Genomic DNA, 16,850 nt, shown 5'->3' on the forward strand with positions numbered 1-16,850 from the left:
GCTCTTGCCGTTCATAAGCTGAAGAAAGGGAGCCAGCTTAGTGAAGGGAGGGAGAGCATGATGGGATATCTGTATACAGCGGTTGGCGATTCCCTGACGACCGGTTTTGGCACGCTTCCGGGCAGCGGCTTTGTTCCGGTCTACCGCAGAATGGCGGAGACCCGGCTGCGCACTTCAATCCGGCCCGTCAACCTTGGGGTTAACGGCTTGACTACGGATGGGCTGGAGCGGCGGCTGAAAGAGGACTACAATTACCGGCTGGCGGTCCGTGATGCCGATATCATTACGCTGTCGATCGGCGGCAACGATCTCATTAGGGCAGCCAAGGCAGCCGGCGGCCGTCCGGGTGACCTGTCTCCCCGGCTGCAAAAGGCACTCCGTAACTGCAAGCAGAATTTCAGCGATATTATGGGCACCTTTATGCAGCTCAAGGCTGGAATGCCCAAACCTTATATTATCCGGATTGTAGGGCTGTATAATCCTTATCCGCAGATAGATGAGGCATCGGACTGGGTACGGCAGTTCAACCGGTATGCCGCAGGATACAGCAGCCGGATATGCGGATTTGCCTCCGTGTACAATGAATTTGCCGGCAATGAACGGGGACTGCTGTTCATCGACGGTATCCACCCGAATGGGAGAGGATACCGGGTAATAGCCGATAAGCTGGATAGCCTGGGGTATGGCGGCTTGAGATAATCGATTTGCGGGTGAAATTGTTTGTTAATAACAGCAAAAAAGGCTGCCGGACCGTTGAAGGTCCTGCAGCCTTTTGACTGTCGGATGAAATTATACGCCGGAAGGCAGTGTCTTCTCGATAACTTTATCAACAATGCCGTATTCAGCAGCGTCCGCTGCACTCATGAAGTAATCGCGGTCAGTATCCTTCTCGATCTTCTCGAGCGGCTGGCCGGTACGTTCAGACAGAATGCGGTTCAGCTTCTCACGCAGCTTGATGATGCGGCGGGCGCGGATTTCAATATCCGAAGCCTGGCCTTGAGCTCCGCCCAGAGGCTGGTGGATCATGATTTCGCTGTTAGGCAGTGCAAAACGCTTGCCTTTGGCGCCGGCGTTCAGCAGAAACGCTCCCATGGAAGCGGCCATACCCACACAGATGGTGGAGACATCCGGCTTGATGTACTGCATTGTATCAAATATAGCCATACCCGCTGTAATGGAACCGCCAGGGCTATTCACATACAGGTGAATGTCCTTCTCCGGATCCTCGGCAGCCAGGAACAGCATTTGGGCGATGATGGAATTGGCAACCACGTCATTAACCTCTGTTCCAAGGAAAATGATGCGGTCCTTCAGCAGGCGGGAATAGATGTCATAAGCGCGCTCGCCGCGGTTGCTCTGTTCTACTACCATAGGAATATAACTCACGTGGAAAACCTCCTTGAGATTGGGTTCTTCGAATGTGTTCATTTTTACTGTTACCGTATTAACCACATGATAAACAAATTCAAACAAAAAGTCAAAGAAAGTCAAACTTACTTTCAAAAAAAAGAGCCATCCATTGGCTCTTTGGTTAAATAACAGTATAGCAACTGCTAAAATATGTACAAAAATGTAATTAATGGCGCGCCCGCCAAGAATCGAACTTGGATCTCAGGCTTCGGAGGCCTACGTCATATCCATTGGACCACGGGCGCAACAGAAATTATTATAATACATTAATTGTACAATTGCAATATTCAATCCGGTTGTTAAAAAAATAACTTCGTCGCCCTGAAGGGCTCCCGGATGTATAAGATGAAATGAGGTTGAGAATTATACTCTCGGAAGACTTGCACTCCGCGTAATATTTGGGTAGAATATGGGTGGGACTTAAAAAGTTAACCCGGGACATTTTGAGACCACGAACAAGGGAATAAGAGAAAGACGAAGTTGCAGGAGTGAAAGCATGCGTAACTTATTAGAAATCCAAAAGCAGCTTCTGCCTGATCTCATGGAAACCCTTAAGAGACGGTACACGATTCTACATCAGATCATGCTGTCCGATATTATCGGGCGCAGGACGCTGGCCGCTTCGCTGGATATGACCGAGCGGGTGCTGCGTGCCGAGACGGATCTTCTGAAATCGCAAGGGCTCATTGAGATCGAGAGTATTGGCATGCGCATTAGCGATGCCGGGCGCAGCGTGCTTGACCTGCTTGAGCCGGTTGCCAAGAGCCTGTTCGGCCTGGATGATCTGGAAGAAAAGATTCGCTCCACTTATGGCCTCAGCAAAGTCATTGTCGTACCCGGCGATTGTGAATCATCGCTGTTTACGAAGCGTGAACTGGGGCGGGCGGGTGCCAGGGCTCTTCTTGGAGTGCTGCGCGGAGACGACACCGTTGCTGTTACAGGCGGCTCAACACTGGCCGAAATGGCTGACCAGCTTACACCGCCGTTATCCCTGTCCTATAAGAACGCCTGGGTAGTTCCGGCGCGCGGAGGACTGGGAGAGAGTATGGAGATTCAAGCCAACACTATAGCCTCCACTATGGCTAAGAGAATAGGCGCGAATTACCGGCTGCTGCATGTACCTGATCTGCTTAGTGAGGATGCGTACCAGTCCCTGGGACTTGACTCCAACATTGGAGAGATCGTACAGATCATCCGCAGATCACGCATTATAGTGCATGGAATCGGCGATGCCATGGAAATGACCCGCCGGCGCAAGCTGGATGAAGCCACAGTGGCGGAAATCCGGGGAGAAGGCGCGGTTGCCGAATCATTCGGCTATTATTTCAATGAAGAAGGCCAGGTTGTCCATACGATGCTGACGATGGGGCTGCGTCTGGAGGATATTATCCGTACAGAAGTCGTAATCGGAATAGCAGGGGGCAAACGCAAAGCCAAAGCCATTCATGCGATGCTGCGTTTCGGGCAGGAGAACGTTCTCGTTACCGATGAAGCTGCTGCTGTCGAAATCGGCAGGGAAATCGATGCACAAGTACAGCAAGTCCTATAGCTTTCCAGTATATGGGGAGCATTCGCAGTTATTTTGCATTATACTTAACATTGTTGTCTTGACGGGCCTCACGGCTTGTCTTGAATAAATAAAACGAAATCTAGGAGGAACTATTCAATGAGTGTAAAAGTTGGTATTAACGGATTTGGACGTATTGGACGCCTTGCATTCCGCCGTATTCAAAATGTAGAAGGTATCGAAGTGGTAGCAATCAATGACTTGACTGACGCTAAGATGCTTGCTCATTTGCTTAAATATGATACAACTCAAGGTAAATTTGACGGAGAAGTTGAAGTTCATGACGGATTCTTCAAAGTAAACGGTAAGGATGTTAAGGTTCTGGCGAACCGTAACCCTGAAGAACTGCCATGGGGCGACCTCGGCGTTGACATCGTTCTGGAGTGCACAGGTTTCTTCACAACTAAAGAAGCAGCTGAGAAGCACCTTAAAGGCGGAGCTAAAAAAGTAGTTATCTCTGCTCCAGCTACAGGTGACATGAAAACTGTCGTTTACAACGTTAACGATGACATCCTTGATGGCAGCGAAACTGTAATCTCCGGCGCATCTTGCACAACGAACTGCCTGGCTCCTATGGCAAAAGTTCTGAACGACAAGTTCGGTGTGGTTGAAGGCCTGATGACTACAATCCACGCTTACACTGGCGACCAAAACACTCTTGATGCTCCACACGCTAAAGGCGACTTCAGACGTGCCCGCGCTGCTGCTGAGAACATCATCCCTAACACTACCGGTGCTGCAAAAGCAATCGGCCTGGTTATTCCAGAACTGAAAGGCAAACTTGACGGAGCAGCACAACGCGTGCCTGTAGCTACAGGTTCCCTGACTGAGCTGGTAACTGTTCTTGAAAAAACCGTTACTGTTGAAGAAATCAACGCAGCAATGAAAGCCGCTTCCGATCCGGAAACTTACGGCTACACTGAAGATGAAATCGTATCTTCCGACATCAAAGGTATGACTTTCGGTTCCCTGTTCGATGCTACTCAAACTAAAGTCCTGACTGTTGGCGACAAACAACTGGTTAAAACAGTTGCTTGGTATGACAATGAAATGTCCTACACTGCACAACTCGTTCGTACTTTGGAGAAATTCGCTAAGCTGGCTCAATAAGACCGGTTTTATATAAGCAGCATTTATAGAGCGGAAACAGAAGTTCCTTGTTTCCGCTCTTTCTAAATGGATTCGTGATGACTGAACCAATTATGGGTGTGGAGGAAAACTAATCATGAACAAAAAAAGCGTCCGCGATGTAGAAGTAGCAGGTAAACGCGTATTCGTACGCGTCGATTTCAATGTGCCGGTGGAAGATGGTAAAATCACTGATGATACCCGTATCCGCGAAACACTGCCAACGATTAAATATTTGATCGAGAACGGTGCAAAGGTTATTCTGGCCAGCCACATGGGCCGTCCTAAAGGTCAATTCGTAGATTCCATGCGTCTAACTGTAGCTGCAGAGCGCCTGTCCGAGCTGCTCGGCAAACCGGTAGCCAAAGCTGATGAAGCCATCGGTGAAGCTGTTAAAGCGCAAATCGCTGAACTGAACGACGGTGATGTGCTTGTGCTTGAGAATGTCCGTTTCTATCCGGGCGAAGAAAAGAACGATCCTGAACTGGCTAAGCAGTTCGCTGAACTGGCTGACCTGTTCGTTAACGACGCATTCGGTGCGGCTCACCGTGCGCATGCATCGACTGAAGGGATCGCTCACTTCCTGCCGGCTGTATCCGGTCTTCTGATGGAGAAAGAACTGTCCGTACTGGGCAAAGCTCTGTCAAACCCTGAGCGTCCTTTCACTGCCATCATCGGCGGTTCCAAGGTTAAAGACAAAATCGATGTAATCGACAACCTGCTGACTCTGGCTGACAATGTTCTGATTGGCGGCGGTCTATCCTATACATTCACCAAAGCTTTGGGTCACGAAATCGGCCAATCCCTGGTGGACAATGACAAGCTCGATGTAGCTCTCGGATTTATCGAAAAAGCAAAAGCGCTCGGCAAAAACTTCCTGCTTCCGGTGGATATTGTTGTTGCTGACAAATTCGGCGCAGACGCTAACACCAAGATTGTTGATGTTAACGAAATTCCAGCTGACTGGGAAGGTCTGGACATCGGTCCTAAGACCCGTGAACTGTATGCCGATGTGATCAAGAACTCCAAGCTGGTTGTATGGAACGGACCTATGGGCGTATTTGAAATCGACATCTTCGCTGAAGGTACGAAGGCTGTAGCTCAGGCTTGCGCAACAACTGAAGGCTACACTGTAATCGGCGGCGGCGATTCCGCAGCTGCAGCAGAAAAATTCCACCTGGCTGACCAAATGGATCATATCTCCACTGGCGGCGGTGCATCCCTCGAGTTCATGGAAGGCAAAGCACTTCCTGGCGTAGAGGCACTGAACGACAAGTAAGAAGTAAAGAGGAGGCAATCCAAGATTATGAGCAGAACACCTATTATCGCCGGTAACTGGAAGATGTTCAAAACCGTACCGGAAGCAGAAAGCTTTATCGCAGAAGTCAAAGGCAAAGCGGAAGTTGAAGGTGTAGAGACTGTTGTCTGCGCACCATTCACCAACCTGCCTGCTCTGATTGCAGCGGTAAAAGGAACAAGCATCAAGATCGGTGCACAGAACCTGCACTTTGAAGATAACGGTGCCTATACAGGCGAGATCAGCGGCGTAATGCTGAAGGATCTTGGCGTTGACTATGTAATTATCGGTCACTCCGAGCGCCGTGCCTATTTTGGCGAAACGGATGAGATTGTTAACAAAAAAATGCACGCGGCATTCCGCCACGGCATTACTCCTATCGTATGTGTCGGCGAAAAGCTTGAAGAGCGCGAAGCTGACCAGACCAAGGATGTCTGCAAAGTGCAAACCGAAGCGGCTTTTGCCGGTCTGAGTGCTGAACAGGCAGCTCAGGTTGTTATCGCTTATGAGCCTATCTGGGCTATCGGTACTGGCAAATCCTCCACTTCCCAGGATGCTAACGAAGTTATTGCTTATATCCGTACGCTTGTAAAAGATCTGTACGATGAAGCAACAGCTGAAGCAGTGCGTATCCAATACGGCGGCAGCGTGAAGCCTGAGAACGTAACAGAGTACATGAGTCAAAGCGACATCGACGGCGCGCTTGTCGGCGGTGCCAGTCTGCAGCCTGCTTCCTTCGTTTCATTGGTTGAGGGGGCGAAGTAAGGATGTCAGCTCCAAAGCCTGTTGCTTTAATTATCATGGACGGTTTCGGTCTGCGGAATACGGATGAAGGCAACGCGGTTGCCCAAGCCAACAAGCCCAACTATGACCGTTACCTGAAACAATATCCGAATACTACCCTGACCGCTTGCGGCGAAGCCGTAGGTCTGCCGGAAGGACAAATGGGTAACTCTGAAGTAGGTCACCTTAACATCGGTGCAGGCCGGATCGTATACCAGGATCTGACCCGTATCGACAAGTCCATCCGTGACGGGGAGTTTTTCGAGAACGAAACGCTGGTTGCAGCTGTAAGAAGCGCCAAGTCTAGCGGCAAAAAGCTTCACCTGTATGCGCTGGTATCCGACGGAGGGGTACACAGCCATATCAGCCACCTGTTCGCCATGCTTGATCTGGCCAAGAAAGAGGATATGCATGAAGTGTATATCCATGCTTTCATGGACGGCCGTGACGTGCCTCCTGACAGCGGACAGAAGTTCGTCCAGGACCTCATTGCCAAGATCGAAGAGGTTGGCGTAGGTACAATTGCTACGGTATCCGGCCGCTATTTCGCGATGGACCGTGACAAGCGCTGGGAACGTGTAGAGAAGACTTACCGTGCGATGGTATATGGCGAAGGCCCTAAATATACGGACGCACTGCAAGCGATCACTGCATCCTACCAGAATTCCGTGTATGATGAATTTGTTGAGCCTAGTGTAATTGTGGACAGCAATGATAAGCCGGTAGCGGTAGTGGAAAGCGGCGATTCCGTCGTGTTCCTGAACTTCCGTCCTGACCGTGCGATCCAGCTGTCGCAAGTCTTCACGAACTCCGACTTCCGCGGGTTTGACCGTGGACCGCTGTTCCCGCAGGGCCTGCACTTCGTATGTCTGACGACTTTCAGTGAAACGGTACAAGGCTATGTAGCCTACTCGCCGAAGAATCTGGATAACACGCTCGGAGAAGTGCTTGTTCAGAACAACAAGAAGCAGCTGCGTATTGCGGAAACTGAAAAGTACCCGCACGTAACCTTCTTCTTCAGCGGCGGACGCGATGAGGAGCTTCCCGGCGAAACGCGTATCCTGATCAACTCTCCAAAAGTAGCAACCTATGACTTGAAGCCTGAGATGAGCGCATACGAAGTGGCGGCGGCCTGCGTAGCGGAGATCGAAGCGGACAGACAGGATGCGATTATCCTGAACTTTGCGAACCCTGATATGGTCGGACACTCCGGTATGCTGGAGCCAACCATCAAGGCTGTAGAAGTAACGGATGAGTGTGTGGGTAAAGTTGTCGATGCGGTTGTCGCCAAGGGCGGCGTTGCGATTATCATTGCCGACCATGGTAATGCTGATATGGTATTTGACGAGAACGGACGCCCGTTCACGGCCCATACCACCAACCCGGTTCCTTTCATTGTGACTACTGAAGATGTTGTACTGCGTGATTCCGGTATTCTTGCCGATGTGGCACCGACCATCCTGGATCTGATGGGACTTCCGCAGCCTGCGGAAATGACCGGACAATCCATGATTGCCAGCCGTAAATAAGCAGGAACGAACGCTTTTGAAATTCCCAAAATCAATGAATAAAAGGAGATTAAACTTACATGACTATTATTACTGATGTATATGCTCGCGAAGTCCTTGACTCCCGTGGTAACCCTACTGTAGAGGTTGACGTTTACCTGGAATCCGGCGCTAAAGGCCGCGCTATCGTTCCTTCCGGCGCTTCCACAGGCGCTCACGAAGCTGTAGAGCTTCGCGACGGTGACAAATCCCGTTACCTGGGCAAAGGCGTTCTGAAAGCTGTTGAGAACGTAAACGAAATTATCGCTCCAGAAGTAATCGGTATGGATGCTCTTGATCAAATCGGCATCGACAAGCTGATGATCACATTGGACGGAACTCCTAACAAAGGCAAACTGGGCGCTAACGCAATCCTGGCTGTATCCATGGCCGTAGCACGCGCTGCTGCAGCTGCTCTGGATGTGCCTTTGTATGTATACCTGGGCGGATTCAACGCTAAAGCACTGCCAGTACCAATGATGAACATCATCAACGGTGGTGAGCATGCTGACAACAACATCGACGTTCAAGAGTTCATGGTTCTGCCGGTTGGAGCTCCTAGCTTCAAAGAAGCTCTTCGCGTAGGCGCAGAAATCTTCCACAACCTGAAATCCGTACTGAGCTCCAAAGGCCTGAACACAGCTGTTGGAGACGAAGGCGGCTTCGCACCGAACCTTGGTTCGAACGAAGAAGCAATCACTACAATCATCGAAGCTATCGAAAAAGCAGGCTACAAACCAGGCGTTGACGTATTCCTGGGTATGGACGTAGCTTCCACTGAGTTCTACAAAGACGGTAAATACACACTGGCTGGCGAAGGCAAATCCTACACTTCCGCTGAGTATGTTGACCTTCTGGCTTCCTGGGTTGAGAAGTACCCAATCATCACCATCGAAGACGGTATGTCCGAAGACGACTGGGAAGGCTGGAAACTGCTTACCGAGAAACTGGGTGACAAAGTTCAACTGGTTGGTGACGACCTGTTCGTTACTAACACTGAACGCCTTGCAACTGGTATCGAAAAAGGTATCGGTAACTCCATCCTGGTTAAGGTTAACCAAATCGGTACATTGACTGAAACCTTCGATGCAATCGAAATGGCTAAACGCGCTGGCTACACTGCTGTTATCTCCCACCGTTCCGGTGAGTCCGAAGACAGCACAATCGCTGACATCGCTGTTGCTACCAACGCCGGCCAAATCAAAACGGGTGCTCCTTCCCGTACAGACCGTGTTGCCAAGTACAACCAATTGCTTCGCATTGAAGACGAGCTGGGCGAATTGGCTCAATACAACGGCCTGAAATCCTTCTACAACCTCAAGAGATAATCTCTTTTGAGACAGATTTATAAGAGTCTGCCGTTTTCGGCAGGCTCTTTTTTGTGAAGATATAACTTTATACAGATAGTGCCAGCTCTATGGTTGTATTCGCTTCACTGCTATGATAAAATAAGAATGCTGTTTATGATCCGTGAACTCTAAATTACCATAGATAGTGATGCTTAGGCGTAGGAGGTGGAAGTGAATGGATATCTTTTTGAAAATTGTGCTCCTGATTTTTTCCGTCGGTCTGATTGCGGTCGTTCTTCTGCAAAAAGGGAAAAGCGCAGGTCTTTCCGGTGCCATCTCCGGCGGTGCTGAGCATCTCTTCGGCAAGACAAAAGCACGTGGTATGGAACTCGTACTGCAGCGTGTAACAGTTGCACTGGCAGCCGGATTCTTCATCATGTCGATCATTGTTGCCGTTGTTGTGGACTAGTATATGTACAGTAAGCCTTTGTTCTGTTCCTTAAGGGACGGTGCGGGGGCTTTTTTGTTGCCCGAATTTATACATAGGAATAACTACCGGATCATCAGAAGAGGGATGCTATCGATTGATTTCGTGTATACTAGGGTATGAGTATATAGAGGTAAATTTTACTTGAATGAATCAGCGCGAAAAAGGACAAGACATACATATATGCCAGCGGCATTAAATGCTGCGGAGGGCCGAGGTGACTTTATTGATAACTCAGGAAATATTACTTGATTTCATGCGGGAGACCGCTTATAAACCGCTGACTTATGACGAACTGGTGAGCCATTTCGCTATCGAGGACAGCACAGACTTTACAGCTTTTGAAAATTTGCTTAAGGGGCTGGAGCAGGACGGCAGAATTGTGCTGACCCGCAACGGACGCTACGGCGTACCTGAACGTATGGACCTGCTCCGCGGACGGCTGCAGGCGCATGCCAAGGGGTTTGCTTTTCTGATTCCGGATGACCGGGACCACCCCGATGTGTACATCCACGCCAATGATCTCAAAGGTGCGATGAACGGGGATATCGTGCTTATCCGCATTACCTCCAAGAGTCCGTCCGGCGGACGTATGGAAGGTGAAGTTGTCCGGATCGTCAAAAGAGGTGTGCTGCAGACCGTAGGTGTATTTCAGAACCTGGAAACTTACGGATTTGTGCTGCCGGATGATAAGCGGATTAACCGGGATATTTTTGTGCCGAAGCAGTCCTTTATGGGAGCGGTTGACGGCGATAAGGTCGTAGTGCGCATTGTGAGCTATCCGGAAGGCCGTGCTGCCGCAGAGGGGGAAGTGATTGAAATCCTCGGGCACAAGGACGATCCGGGTGTGGACATTCTGTCGGTGATCCGCAAGCATCAGCTGCCGGAGGCTTTTCCGGCAGAAGTGATGAGGGAAGCGGAGCAGGCGCCGGATTCCATTACGGAAGAGGAGATCATTCAGCAGGGCCGCCGCGACCTGCGCGGACTGAACATTGTTACGATTGACGGCGCAGATGCGAAGGACCTGGATGATGCGGTCAATGTGCAGCGTCTGGAGAACGGGCACTATAAGCTGGGCGTTCACATTGCTGACGTCGGCTATTATGTCCGCGAGGGCTCTGAGCTTGATAAAGAAGCTTATGACCGCGGCTGCAGTGTCTATCTGGTGGACCGGGTAATCCCGATGCTGCCTCACCGGCTGTCGAACGGGATATGCAGTCTTAATCCGAAGGTAGACCGGCTGACGATGTCCTGCGAGATGGAATTCAATGAACAGATGAAGGTCGTCAAGCATGATGTCTTTACGAGCGTAATCCGTACCAAAGAAAGAATGACCTACTCCGATGTCCGCAAAATTGTTGAGGATGAGGATCCGGAGCTGCTGGAGCGCTATGCCCCGCTGATTGACGATTTCCGTCTGATGAAGGAGCTGGCCATGAAGCTGCGCGGTGCTCGGATGCGGCGCGGTGCGGTGGATTTTGATTTTGAAGAGAGCAAGATCATTGTTGATGAGAACGGTAAAGCAGTGGACATCGTCAAACGCGAGCGTTCGGTCGCAGAACAAATTATCGAGGAGTTCATGCTGGCAGCCAACGAGACGGTGGCCGAACATTTCCACTGGCTGAAGGTGCCGTTCCTCTACCGGATTCACGAGGATCCTGATCCGGAGAAGCTGCAGAACTTCATGGCCTTCGCGGCCAACTTTGGCTACCATGTCAAAGGCCGGGGCAATTCGGTTCATCCGCGTGCCCTGCAGGATCTGCTGGAGCAGATTGAAGGCACGAAGGAGCAGACGGTCATCAGCACGATGATGCTGCGTTCGATGAAGCAAGCGAAATACGATGCCGAGAGCACAGGCCACTTCGGTCTGGCTGCGGAATACTATTCCCACTTCACCTCGCCGATCCGCCGTTATCCCGACCTTGTCATCCACCGCGTCATGCGTGAAGTAATTGAGAACGGCGGCGCCCTTAGCGAGAAGCGTCATGAGTATCTGGCGACCCGGATGCCTGACATCGCCCAGCAGTCCTCAGAGCGTGAGCGGGTAGCCGTTGAGGCTGAGCGTGATACGGAGCAGCTGAAGAAAGCAGAGTACATGCTGGATAAAGTCGGTGAGGAATTCGACGCCATGGTCAGCAGTGTGACCAGCTTCGGGATGTTCATCGAGCTCGACAATACTGTCGAAGGCCTGATCCGGCTCAGTGCACTGACCGACGATTATTACCACTTCGACGAGGCGCATATGGCGCTCATCGGTGAGCGCACCTCCAAGGTGTTTCGCATCGGCGACGAGGTCAAGATCCGGGTAGCCAAGGTCAACATGGACGACCACACGATCGACTTCGAGCTGGTCGACATGAAGCCGCGTGCGGCAGGCGAGCACCGCAGCTATGGCGGCCGCGGCGGCCGTCCCGGAGCCGGCGGCTTCGGGAAGCCTGGCGGCAAGCCCGGCAGCGGCGGCAGAAGCCGCACTGGCGGTAAGGGCAAGGCCGGCGGCGGGAAGAACGCCGGCAAACGCAAGCCGGGCGCGGTAGCTACCGGCGCCTGGGAAGCGCAGCCGCGCAGTGACGCACCGGCAGGTGCGGGCGCACGCGGCAAGCGCGGAGGCGGCCCGGCAGAGGCCGCCCGGCGGGCATTCGACGCCCTGAACAGCGAAGCGGGCGGCGGCAGTGCACCGCGCGAGCGCAGCGGGCGCGGCGGTGGTGCCGGAGCAGGTGCCGGCGGACGCGGCATCAGCTTCGGCTTTGGCTCCGGCAAGGGCGGCTATGGCGCCCCGGCCGAGCGGGGGGTCGGCGACCTGCCGGGCGTCGACGCCAGCACGCGGTTCCGCAGCCGGGAGGATCTCGGCAGCGGCAGCGGGTATGAGAGCCGCAGCGGCGGTCCGCAAGGCAAAAGCCGCCGCAAGAAAACCAGAGGCGGCGTTTTCATCAGCCCGTCTGTAACGGCTGGTAATGCTTCAGGCAGCAACAATGCGGAGAATGCGGTCCGCCGGAAGAAAAAGAAGAAGAAATCGCAGGATTGATTAAGGAAGCTGGGCAAGACTGGCGGGAAGCTAAGGATATTCAATGATCTCAAGCTCCCGGGCCGTGCTCATTTATAGGTATAAAATTTAGCAGAGCAGCACAACCTGCATTTTTGCAGAGTGGCTGCTCTGTTTTTCATAAATAGTGTCAATCCGCTTCTTAAGGGTTAAGTAAATGTAGCCATGCGGCTTACTGACATACAGCTGACAAAATCAAATTAGCAATCTCAAAATGAGCTGAGTAGGAATGGGGAGCCGCTCCTTGCGCTACACAGTTGGCTTTTGATACAATAAAGATCTGATGTTTGACTCCGCTATGCCGGGGAAATTTGATTCAAGGAGTGACTCTCATGGGTAAAAAAGCAGACGGGAAAGTGCTCGCCCAGAACAAAAAAGCTTCCCATGATTATTTTATCGAGGACACTTATGAGGCGGGTATGGTGCTGACGGGTACTGAAATCAAGTCACTGCGTAACGGCCGCGCCAACATTGGTGATGCGTTCGCTACGATCCGCAACGGCGAGATTCATATTCACAATATGCACATCAGCCCGTTCGAGCAGGGGAACCGTGCCAACCCTACCGATCCGACGCGTACACGCAAGCTGCTGCTGCATAAGGTGCAGATTAACAAGCTGCTCGGACTGTCCAAGCAGGAAGGTTACTCGATCGTGCCGCTGAAGATTTATGTGCGCAATGGCTATGCCAAGCTGCTGATCGGTCTCGGTAAAGGGAAGAAGCAATACGACAAACGTGACTCCGCCGCCAAAAAGGACGCTCAACGCGATATCCAGCGTGCGCTGCGCGAGAAACAGAAGATCGCCAGATAAGTACCAGAATCCACCTTCAATTCCTTTAACCCACGTGTTAAAGTGTTGATAAATGTGCTATACTGTGTAAGTAAGATTTTTGCTTCGATACAGTCTCAAGTCAGAGGCTGTGGATTGGATCTCTCTTGCCGGAAGATCCGCTTGATCCGAAGCGCCCTTTTAATGAGGGGCCGTTCTTGGATTCGACGGGGGTAGTTCGAGCATGAGCAGCGAGTAGTGGGGACGCGTCCGCTTCATCAACGCTAAAGCCTATTAAACGGCAAACAACAAAACAACTACGCTTTCGCAGCCTAAGAAACTGTGTGCGTGCTTCTACCCTGCATCGCCCATGTGACAGGGATAGGGGCTAACTAGTAGTGGGATACGCCGCTTGGTCTCCGCCTGGGGTCAACGGAAGAAGATAATCAGGCTGACCCAACGTATAGCCGGTTACGGGGCGATACTCGGGTGACATCAAAACTGTGACTACACTCGTAGAAACTTATGTGCCGTTATCTTCGGACAGGGGTTCGACTCCCCTCGGCTCCATATGGAGTACAAGTAGAAGACACCTTAGGGGTGTCTTTTTTCGTTATAGGCAATTTCCTTCGAAGCCCATTTCAAATGAAAAATGTTATAATAAATATTAAAGAATGGAGCTGATGCCGATGGAATTACTCGACCCGCGTGTGGATTTTGTGTTCAAACGGATATTTGGCAGCGAGAATAATAAGGATGTGCTGCTGGCGTTTCTTAACCGCATTTTTACAGAGGCTGGCGAGCCGCCGCTGACCGAGATTATTCTAATGAATCCCTATACGGACAAAGACGATCCACTCGACAAACAATCTATCTTTGATGTTTATGCCAAGACTTCTGAAGGTAAACTAATTGATATAGAGATGCAGTTATTTAATAAATACGACATAGAGAAAAGAACACTCTTTTACTGGAGTAAACGATATGCGAGTCAACTCAGTGAGGGTGAGAAGTATCTAGAGTTGAAGAAATGCGTAACGATCAATATTTTGAATTATTTGTTCTTGAAGAATCAGCAATATCATAATGTATTTCATTTGCGGGAAGACCGGACAGGAATATCCTTAATCGACGATATTGAAGTTCATTTCCTGGAGCTGCCGAAGCTGGATGATCATAATGTTCCTTCTGAAGGCGGACTAATTAATTGGCTATTGTTTTTAAAAGGTGCTGATACATCACAATGGGAGGTGCTGAAGATGAATGAGCCAGGATTGGAAAAGGCCATGGATACTCTGCAATATCTAAGTCAGGATTCGGATGCTAGACGGTTGTATGAGGCCAGACAGAAGTATTTGCATGATGAGGCTTCTATGCTGGGAAGTGCAGAAATGGCGGGTATAAAAAAAGGTAAAATAGAAGTTGCCCAGAATTTGTTGGCTATGGGAATGGATCATGCTGCTGTCGCTAAAGCAACTGGTCTAAGTGAGGATGAAGTTCGGTCTATAAGGTTTTAATATCCCTATTCTTTCAGCTGATCATGTTGACAGGGATAGGGGCTAACTAGTAGTGGGATACGCCGCTTGGTCTCCGCCTGGGGTCAACGGAAGAAGATAATCAGGCTGACCCAACGTATAGCCGGTTACGGGGCGATACTCGGGTGACATCAAAACTGTGACTACACTCGTAGAAACTTATGTGCCGTTATCTTCGGACAGGGGGGCGGGCTCCCCTCGGCTCCATATGGAGTACAAGTAGAAGACACCTTAGGGGTGTCTTTTTCATTTTCCTGTAAAGTTCAGTTCCCTTGAAAATGCTATAATAATGACGCCGTATTTTCACTGAAGCTGGTGAACCGCCGCTGACCGAAATTATCCTGATGAACCCTTATACGGATAAAGACGATCCCCTCGACAAACAGTCCATCTTTGATGTTTACGCCAAAGCCTCTGAAGGTAAGCTAATTGATATAGAAATGCAGTTGTTTAATAAGTACGACATAGAGAAAAGGACGCTTTTTTATTGGAGTAAACGGTATGCCAGCCAACTCAGTGAAGGCGATAAATATCCAGAGTTGAAGAAATGCGTGACGATCAACATCCTAAACTATTCGTTCTTGAAGAATGAGCAATAGCGGGTACTTGAAGAAGAGGAAGCTTTTGTGGTTGGATTTTTGGAGGGATACCGATTTATAAAAGAGCTCCAAAGATTCGGTGGAGGTCAGACTCTGGTTTAGGAGAAACCATCATTTATGCTATAATAATAGTAATTATTTATCCGGAGGTGTCCAAGATGCGATGGGATGAAGTTCAGGAGCGGTTTCCGAATGAATGGGTCGTTCTTGAGGCGACTAAGGCTTATTCTAAGGAAGGCCAGCGTTATATTGAAGAAATGTCCGTAATCGACTCCTATGAGGACTCTACCAAAGCGTTGAAGCGGTATAGTGAATTGCATCAAGAAGACCCTCACAGAGAGTATTGTTTCTTTCACACCTCCCGTCCTGAGGTTGTAGCGCGAGAACGATATGTTGGTATAAGAGGGCCCAGATGAAACTAACAGAAATTTATGGACTTCCCTTCATAAGCATAACTGTTGTATTTAGAGGGAAAGAATTAAAACTGGAGAAGGTATTGCTTGACACAGGCTCTGTCAGCACACTTTTAAATGCGGATATTGTGCAGGAGATTGGTATGGTCCCCGAAGGAAATGATATAGTTGATATTATTCGTGGTGTAGGTGGTGTGGAGTATGTATACACCAAATGCTTGGACTTGATTATAGTCGATGAAGCTATACTTAAGGATTTTCAAGTGGAAATCGGGAACATGGATTATGGCATGGAAATCGACGGCGTCCTTGGGTTTAACTTCTTGAAACAAGCAAGATCCGTGATTGATACTGGAGAAATGCAATTGAAAACTAACATTTGCTAAACGACTATCCTTCACAACTCCAGCAGAGACACCTTAACCGGTGTCTTTTTTCTTTTAGAAAACCGAAGTTTATCCTCTCGAAAAAAAGAGATCATACGTTCGTAAAAAGTGTTTATTTTCATCAAATTTTGTGTATAATAAAAGCTGACTGACCAACTTATTCCAAAGGGGATGAAGAATGATGTCAATCGGTTTGAACCCGTATTTTGTCTTTAACGGAAATGCAAGAGAAGCTCTTCATTTTTATGAAAAAGTGCTGCGCGGGATCGTGGTGGGAATTATGACGTTCGGGGACTTACCGGAAAATCCGGATCATCCGCTGACCGATGAGACGAAGAACCTCATTATGCACGCGCATTTAAAAGTCGGTGACGCAGATCTCATGTTCTCTGATACTTTTCCGGGCACTTCGCATCAGGCGGACGGGGATACGGTTCAGATTGCCATCCATCCCACAGGAGATTTTTGCCGCATTGGAAGACGGTGGTCAAGCGGTTATGCCTCTGCAGAAAACGGATTGGAGTCCTTTGTACGGAATTGTTAAGGACAAGTTCGGCGTTACTTTTCAGGTGAATGTCCATGTCCCGGGGGAGGAATGA

At 50.0% G+C, this 16,850-nt stretch carries 13 protein-coding genes, 1 tRNA gene, 1 other RNA gene and 2 pseudogenes; 15 read left to right on the plus strand and 2 right to left on the minus strand.

The window, feature by feature from the left end; genetic code table 11:
• Positions 1 to 57 precede the first annotated feature (57 nt).
• Positions 58 to 699: a GDSL-type esterase/lipase family protein gene (locus tag C2I18_RS12940; protein WP_249901557.1), complete on the plus strand. Its 642-nt coding sequence runs from the start codon at positions 58 to 60 to the stop codon at positions 697 to 699.
• Positions 700 to 789: 90 nt separating this feature from the next.
• Here C2I18_RS12940 and clpP read toward each other — a convergent pair whose 3' ends face one another.
• Both clpP and C2I18_RS12950 read right to left on the minus strand, forming a co-directional pair.
• Positions 790 to 1,386 carry an ATP-dependent Clp endopeptidase proteolytic subunit ClpP gene (clpP, locus tag C2I18_RS12945; protein ID WP_275100983.1) on the minus strand — a complete coding sequence of 199 codons (597 nt, stop codon included), beginning with the start codon at positions 1,384 to 1,386 and terminating at the stop codon, positions 790 to 792.
• A gap of 194 nt (positions 1,387 to 1,580) precedes the next feature.
• Positions 1,581 to 1,655 (minus strand) — tRNA-Arg (locus C2I18_RS12950).
• A 251-nt stretch (positions 1,656 to 1,906) separates the two neighbouring features.
• Between C2I18_RS12950 and C2I18_RS12955 the strand changes: the two genes are divergently transcribed.
• The 14 genes and pseudogenes from C2I18_RS12955 to C2I18_RS13020 all read left to right on the plus strand — a co-directional run bounded on the left by C2I18_RS12955 (position 1,907) and on the right by C2I18_RS13020 (position 16,850).
• Positions 1,907 to 2,959, plus strand: coding sequence for a sugar-binding transcriptional regulator (locus C2I18_RS12955; protein WP_249901558.1), 1,053 nt, complete (start codon positions 1,907 to 1,909; stop codon positions 2,957 to 2,959).
• Between the two features lie 117 nt (positions 2,960 to 3,076).
• On the plus strand, positions 3,077 to 4,087 hold the full coding sequence (gene gap / locus C2I18_RS12960; protein WP_249901559.1) for a type I glyceraldehyde-3-phosphate dehydrogenase: 1,011 nt from the start codon (positions 3,077 to 3,079) through the stop codon (positions 4,085 to 4,087).
• A 115-nt stretch (positions 4,088 to 4,202) separates the two neighbouring features.
• Complete coding sequence (locus C2I18_RS12965) at positions 4,203 to 5,384, plus strand: phosphoglycerate kinase (protein WP_249901560.1); 1,182 nt, start codon at positions 4,203 to 4,205, stop codon at positions 5,382 to 5,384.
• Positions 5,385 to 5,411: 27 nt separating this feature from the next.
• Positions 5,412 to 6,167, plus strand: coding sequence for a triose-phosphate isomerase (tpiA, locus tag C2I18_RS12970; protein ID WP_249901561.1), 756 nt, complete (start codon positions 5,412 to 5,414; stop codon positions 6,165 to 6,167).
• 2 nt (positions 6,168 to 6,169) lie between these two features.
• Entirely contained in the window at positions 6,170 to 7,714 is a 1,545-nt protein-coding gene (gene gpmI, locus C2I18_RS12975) for a 2,3-bisphosphoglycerate-independent phosphoglycerate mutase (RefSeq protein WP_249901562.1), read from the plus strand.
• A gap of 59 nt (positions 7,715 to 7,773) precedes the next feature.
• Positions 7,774 to 9,060, plus strand: a complete 1,287-nt coding sequence (gene eno, locus C2I18_RS12980; protein WP_249901563.1) for a phosphopyruvate hydratase — start codon at positions 7,774 to 7,776, stop codon at positions 9,058 to 9,060.
• Positions 9,061 to 9,256: 196 nt separating this feature from the next.
• Positions 9,257 to 9,490 (plus strand): preprotein translocase subunit SecG, encoded by a 234-nt coding sequence (gene secG / locus C2I18_RS12985; protein WP_249901564.1) that lies wholly within the window; start codon positions 9,257 to 9,259, stop codon positions 9,488 to 9,490.
• Between the two features lie 244 nt (positions 9,491 to 9,734).
• Positions 9,735 to 12,530 carry a ribonuclease R gene (rnr, locus tag C2I18_RS12990; protein WP_249902107.1) on the plus strand — a complete coding sequence of 932 codons (2,796 nt, stop codon included), beginning with the start codon at positions 9,735 to 9,737 and terminating at the stop codon, positions 12,528 to 12,530.
• 350 nt (positions 12,531 to 12,880) lie between these two features.
• Positions 12,881 to 13,360 carry an SsrA-binding protein SmpB gene (gene smpB / locus C2I18_RS12995; RefSeq protein ID WP_249901565.1) on the plus strand — a complete coding sequence of 160 codons (480 nt, stop codon included), beginning with the start codon at positions 12,881 to 12,883 and terminating at the stop codon, positions 13,358 to 13,360.
• 166 nt (positions 13,361 to 13,526) lie between these two features.
• Positions 13,527 to 13,891, plus strand: a transfer-messenger RNA (tmRNA) gene (gene ssrA / locus C2I18_RS13000).
• A 116-nt stretch (positions 13,892 to 14,007) separates the two neighbouring features.
• Positions 14,008 to 14,835: an Rpn family recombination-promoting nuclease/putative transposase gene (locus C2I18_RS13005; RefSeq protein WP_481857938.1), complete on the plus strand. Its 828-nt coding sequence runs from the start codon at positions 14,008 to 14,010 to the stop codon at positions 14,833 to 14,835.
• Between the two features lie 314 nt (positions 14,836 to 15,149).
• Positions 15,150 to 15,449 (plus strand): annotated as a pseudogene (locus C2I18_RS13010) (Rpn family recombination-promoting nuclease/putative transposase); the annotation flags it as partial.
• Positions 15,450 to 15,864: 415 nt separating this feature from the next.
• On the plus strand, positions 15,865 to 16,251 hold the full coding sequence (locus C2I18_RS13015; RefSeq protein ID WP_249901567.1) for a retropepsin-like aspartic protease: 387 nt from the start codon (positions 15,865 to 15,867) through the stop codon (positions 16,249 to 16,251).
• A gap of 181 nt (positions 16,252 to 16,432) precedes the next feature.
• Positions 16,433 to 16,850: pseudogene (locus tag C2I18_RS13020) on the plus strand (VOC family protein).

This window comes from Paenibacillus sp. PK3_47 (genome assembly GCF_023520895.1).
In the GTDB taxonomy this organism is placed as follows: domain Bacteria; phylum Bacillota; class Bacilli; order Paenibacillales; family Paenibacillaceae; genus Paenibacillus_AQ.

Bases quoted from the DNA above. Each gene is read 5' to 3' on its own strand.
- C2I18_RS12940 (WP_249901557.1), top strand. From the start codon at position 58: ATGATGGGATATCTGTATACAGCGGTTGGCGATTCCCTGACGACCGGT.
- C2I18_RS12955 (WP_249901558.1), top strand. From the start codon at position 1,907: ATGCGTAACTTATTAGAAATCCAAAAGCAGCTTCTGCCTGATCTCATG.
- gap (WP_249901559.1), top strand. From the start codon at position 3,077: ATGAGTGTAAAAGTTGGTATTAACGGATTTGGACGTATTGGACGCCTT.
- C2I18_RS12965 (WP_249901560.1), top strand. From the start codon at position 4,203: ATGAACAAAAAAAGCGTCCGCGATGTAGAAGTAGCAGGTAAACGCGTA.
- tpiA (WP_249901561.1), top strand. From the start codon at position 5,412: ATGAGCAGAACACCTATTATCGCCGGTAACTGGAAGATGTTCAAAACC.
- gpmI (WP_249901562.1), top strand. From the start codon at position 6,170: ATGTCAGCTCCAAAGCCTGTTGCTTTAATTATCATGGACGGTTTCGGT.
- eno (WP_249901563.1), top strand. From the start codon at position 7,774: ATGACTATTATTACTGATGTATATGCTCGCGAAGTCCTTGACTCCCGT.
- secG (WP_249901564.1), top strand. From the start codon at position 9,257: ATGGATATCTTTTTGAAAATTGTGCTCCTGATTTTTTCCGTCGGTCTG.
- smpB (WP_249901565.1), top strand. From the start codon at position 12,881: ATGGGTAAAAAAGCAGACGGGAAAGTGCTCGCCCAGAACAAAAAAGCT.
- C2I18_RS13005 (WP_481857938.1), top strand. From the start codon at position 14,008: ATGGAATTACTCGACCCGCGTGTGGATTTTGTGTTCAAACGGATATTT.
- C2I18_RS13015 (WP_249901567.1), top strand. From the start codon at position 15,865: ATGAAACTAACAGAAATTTATGGACTTCCCTTCATAAGCATAACTGTT.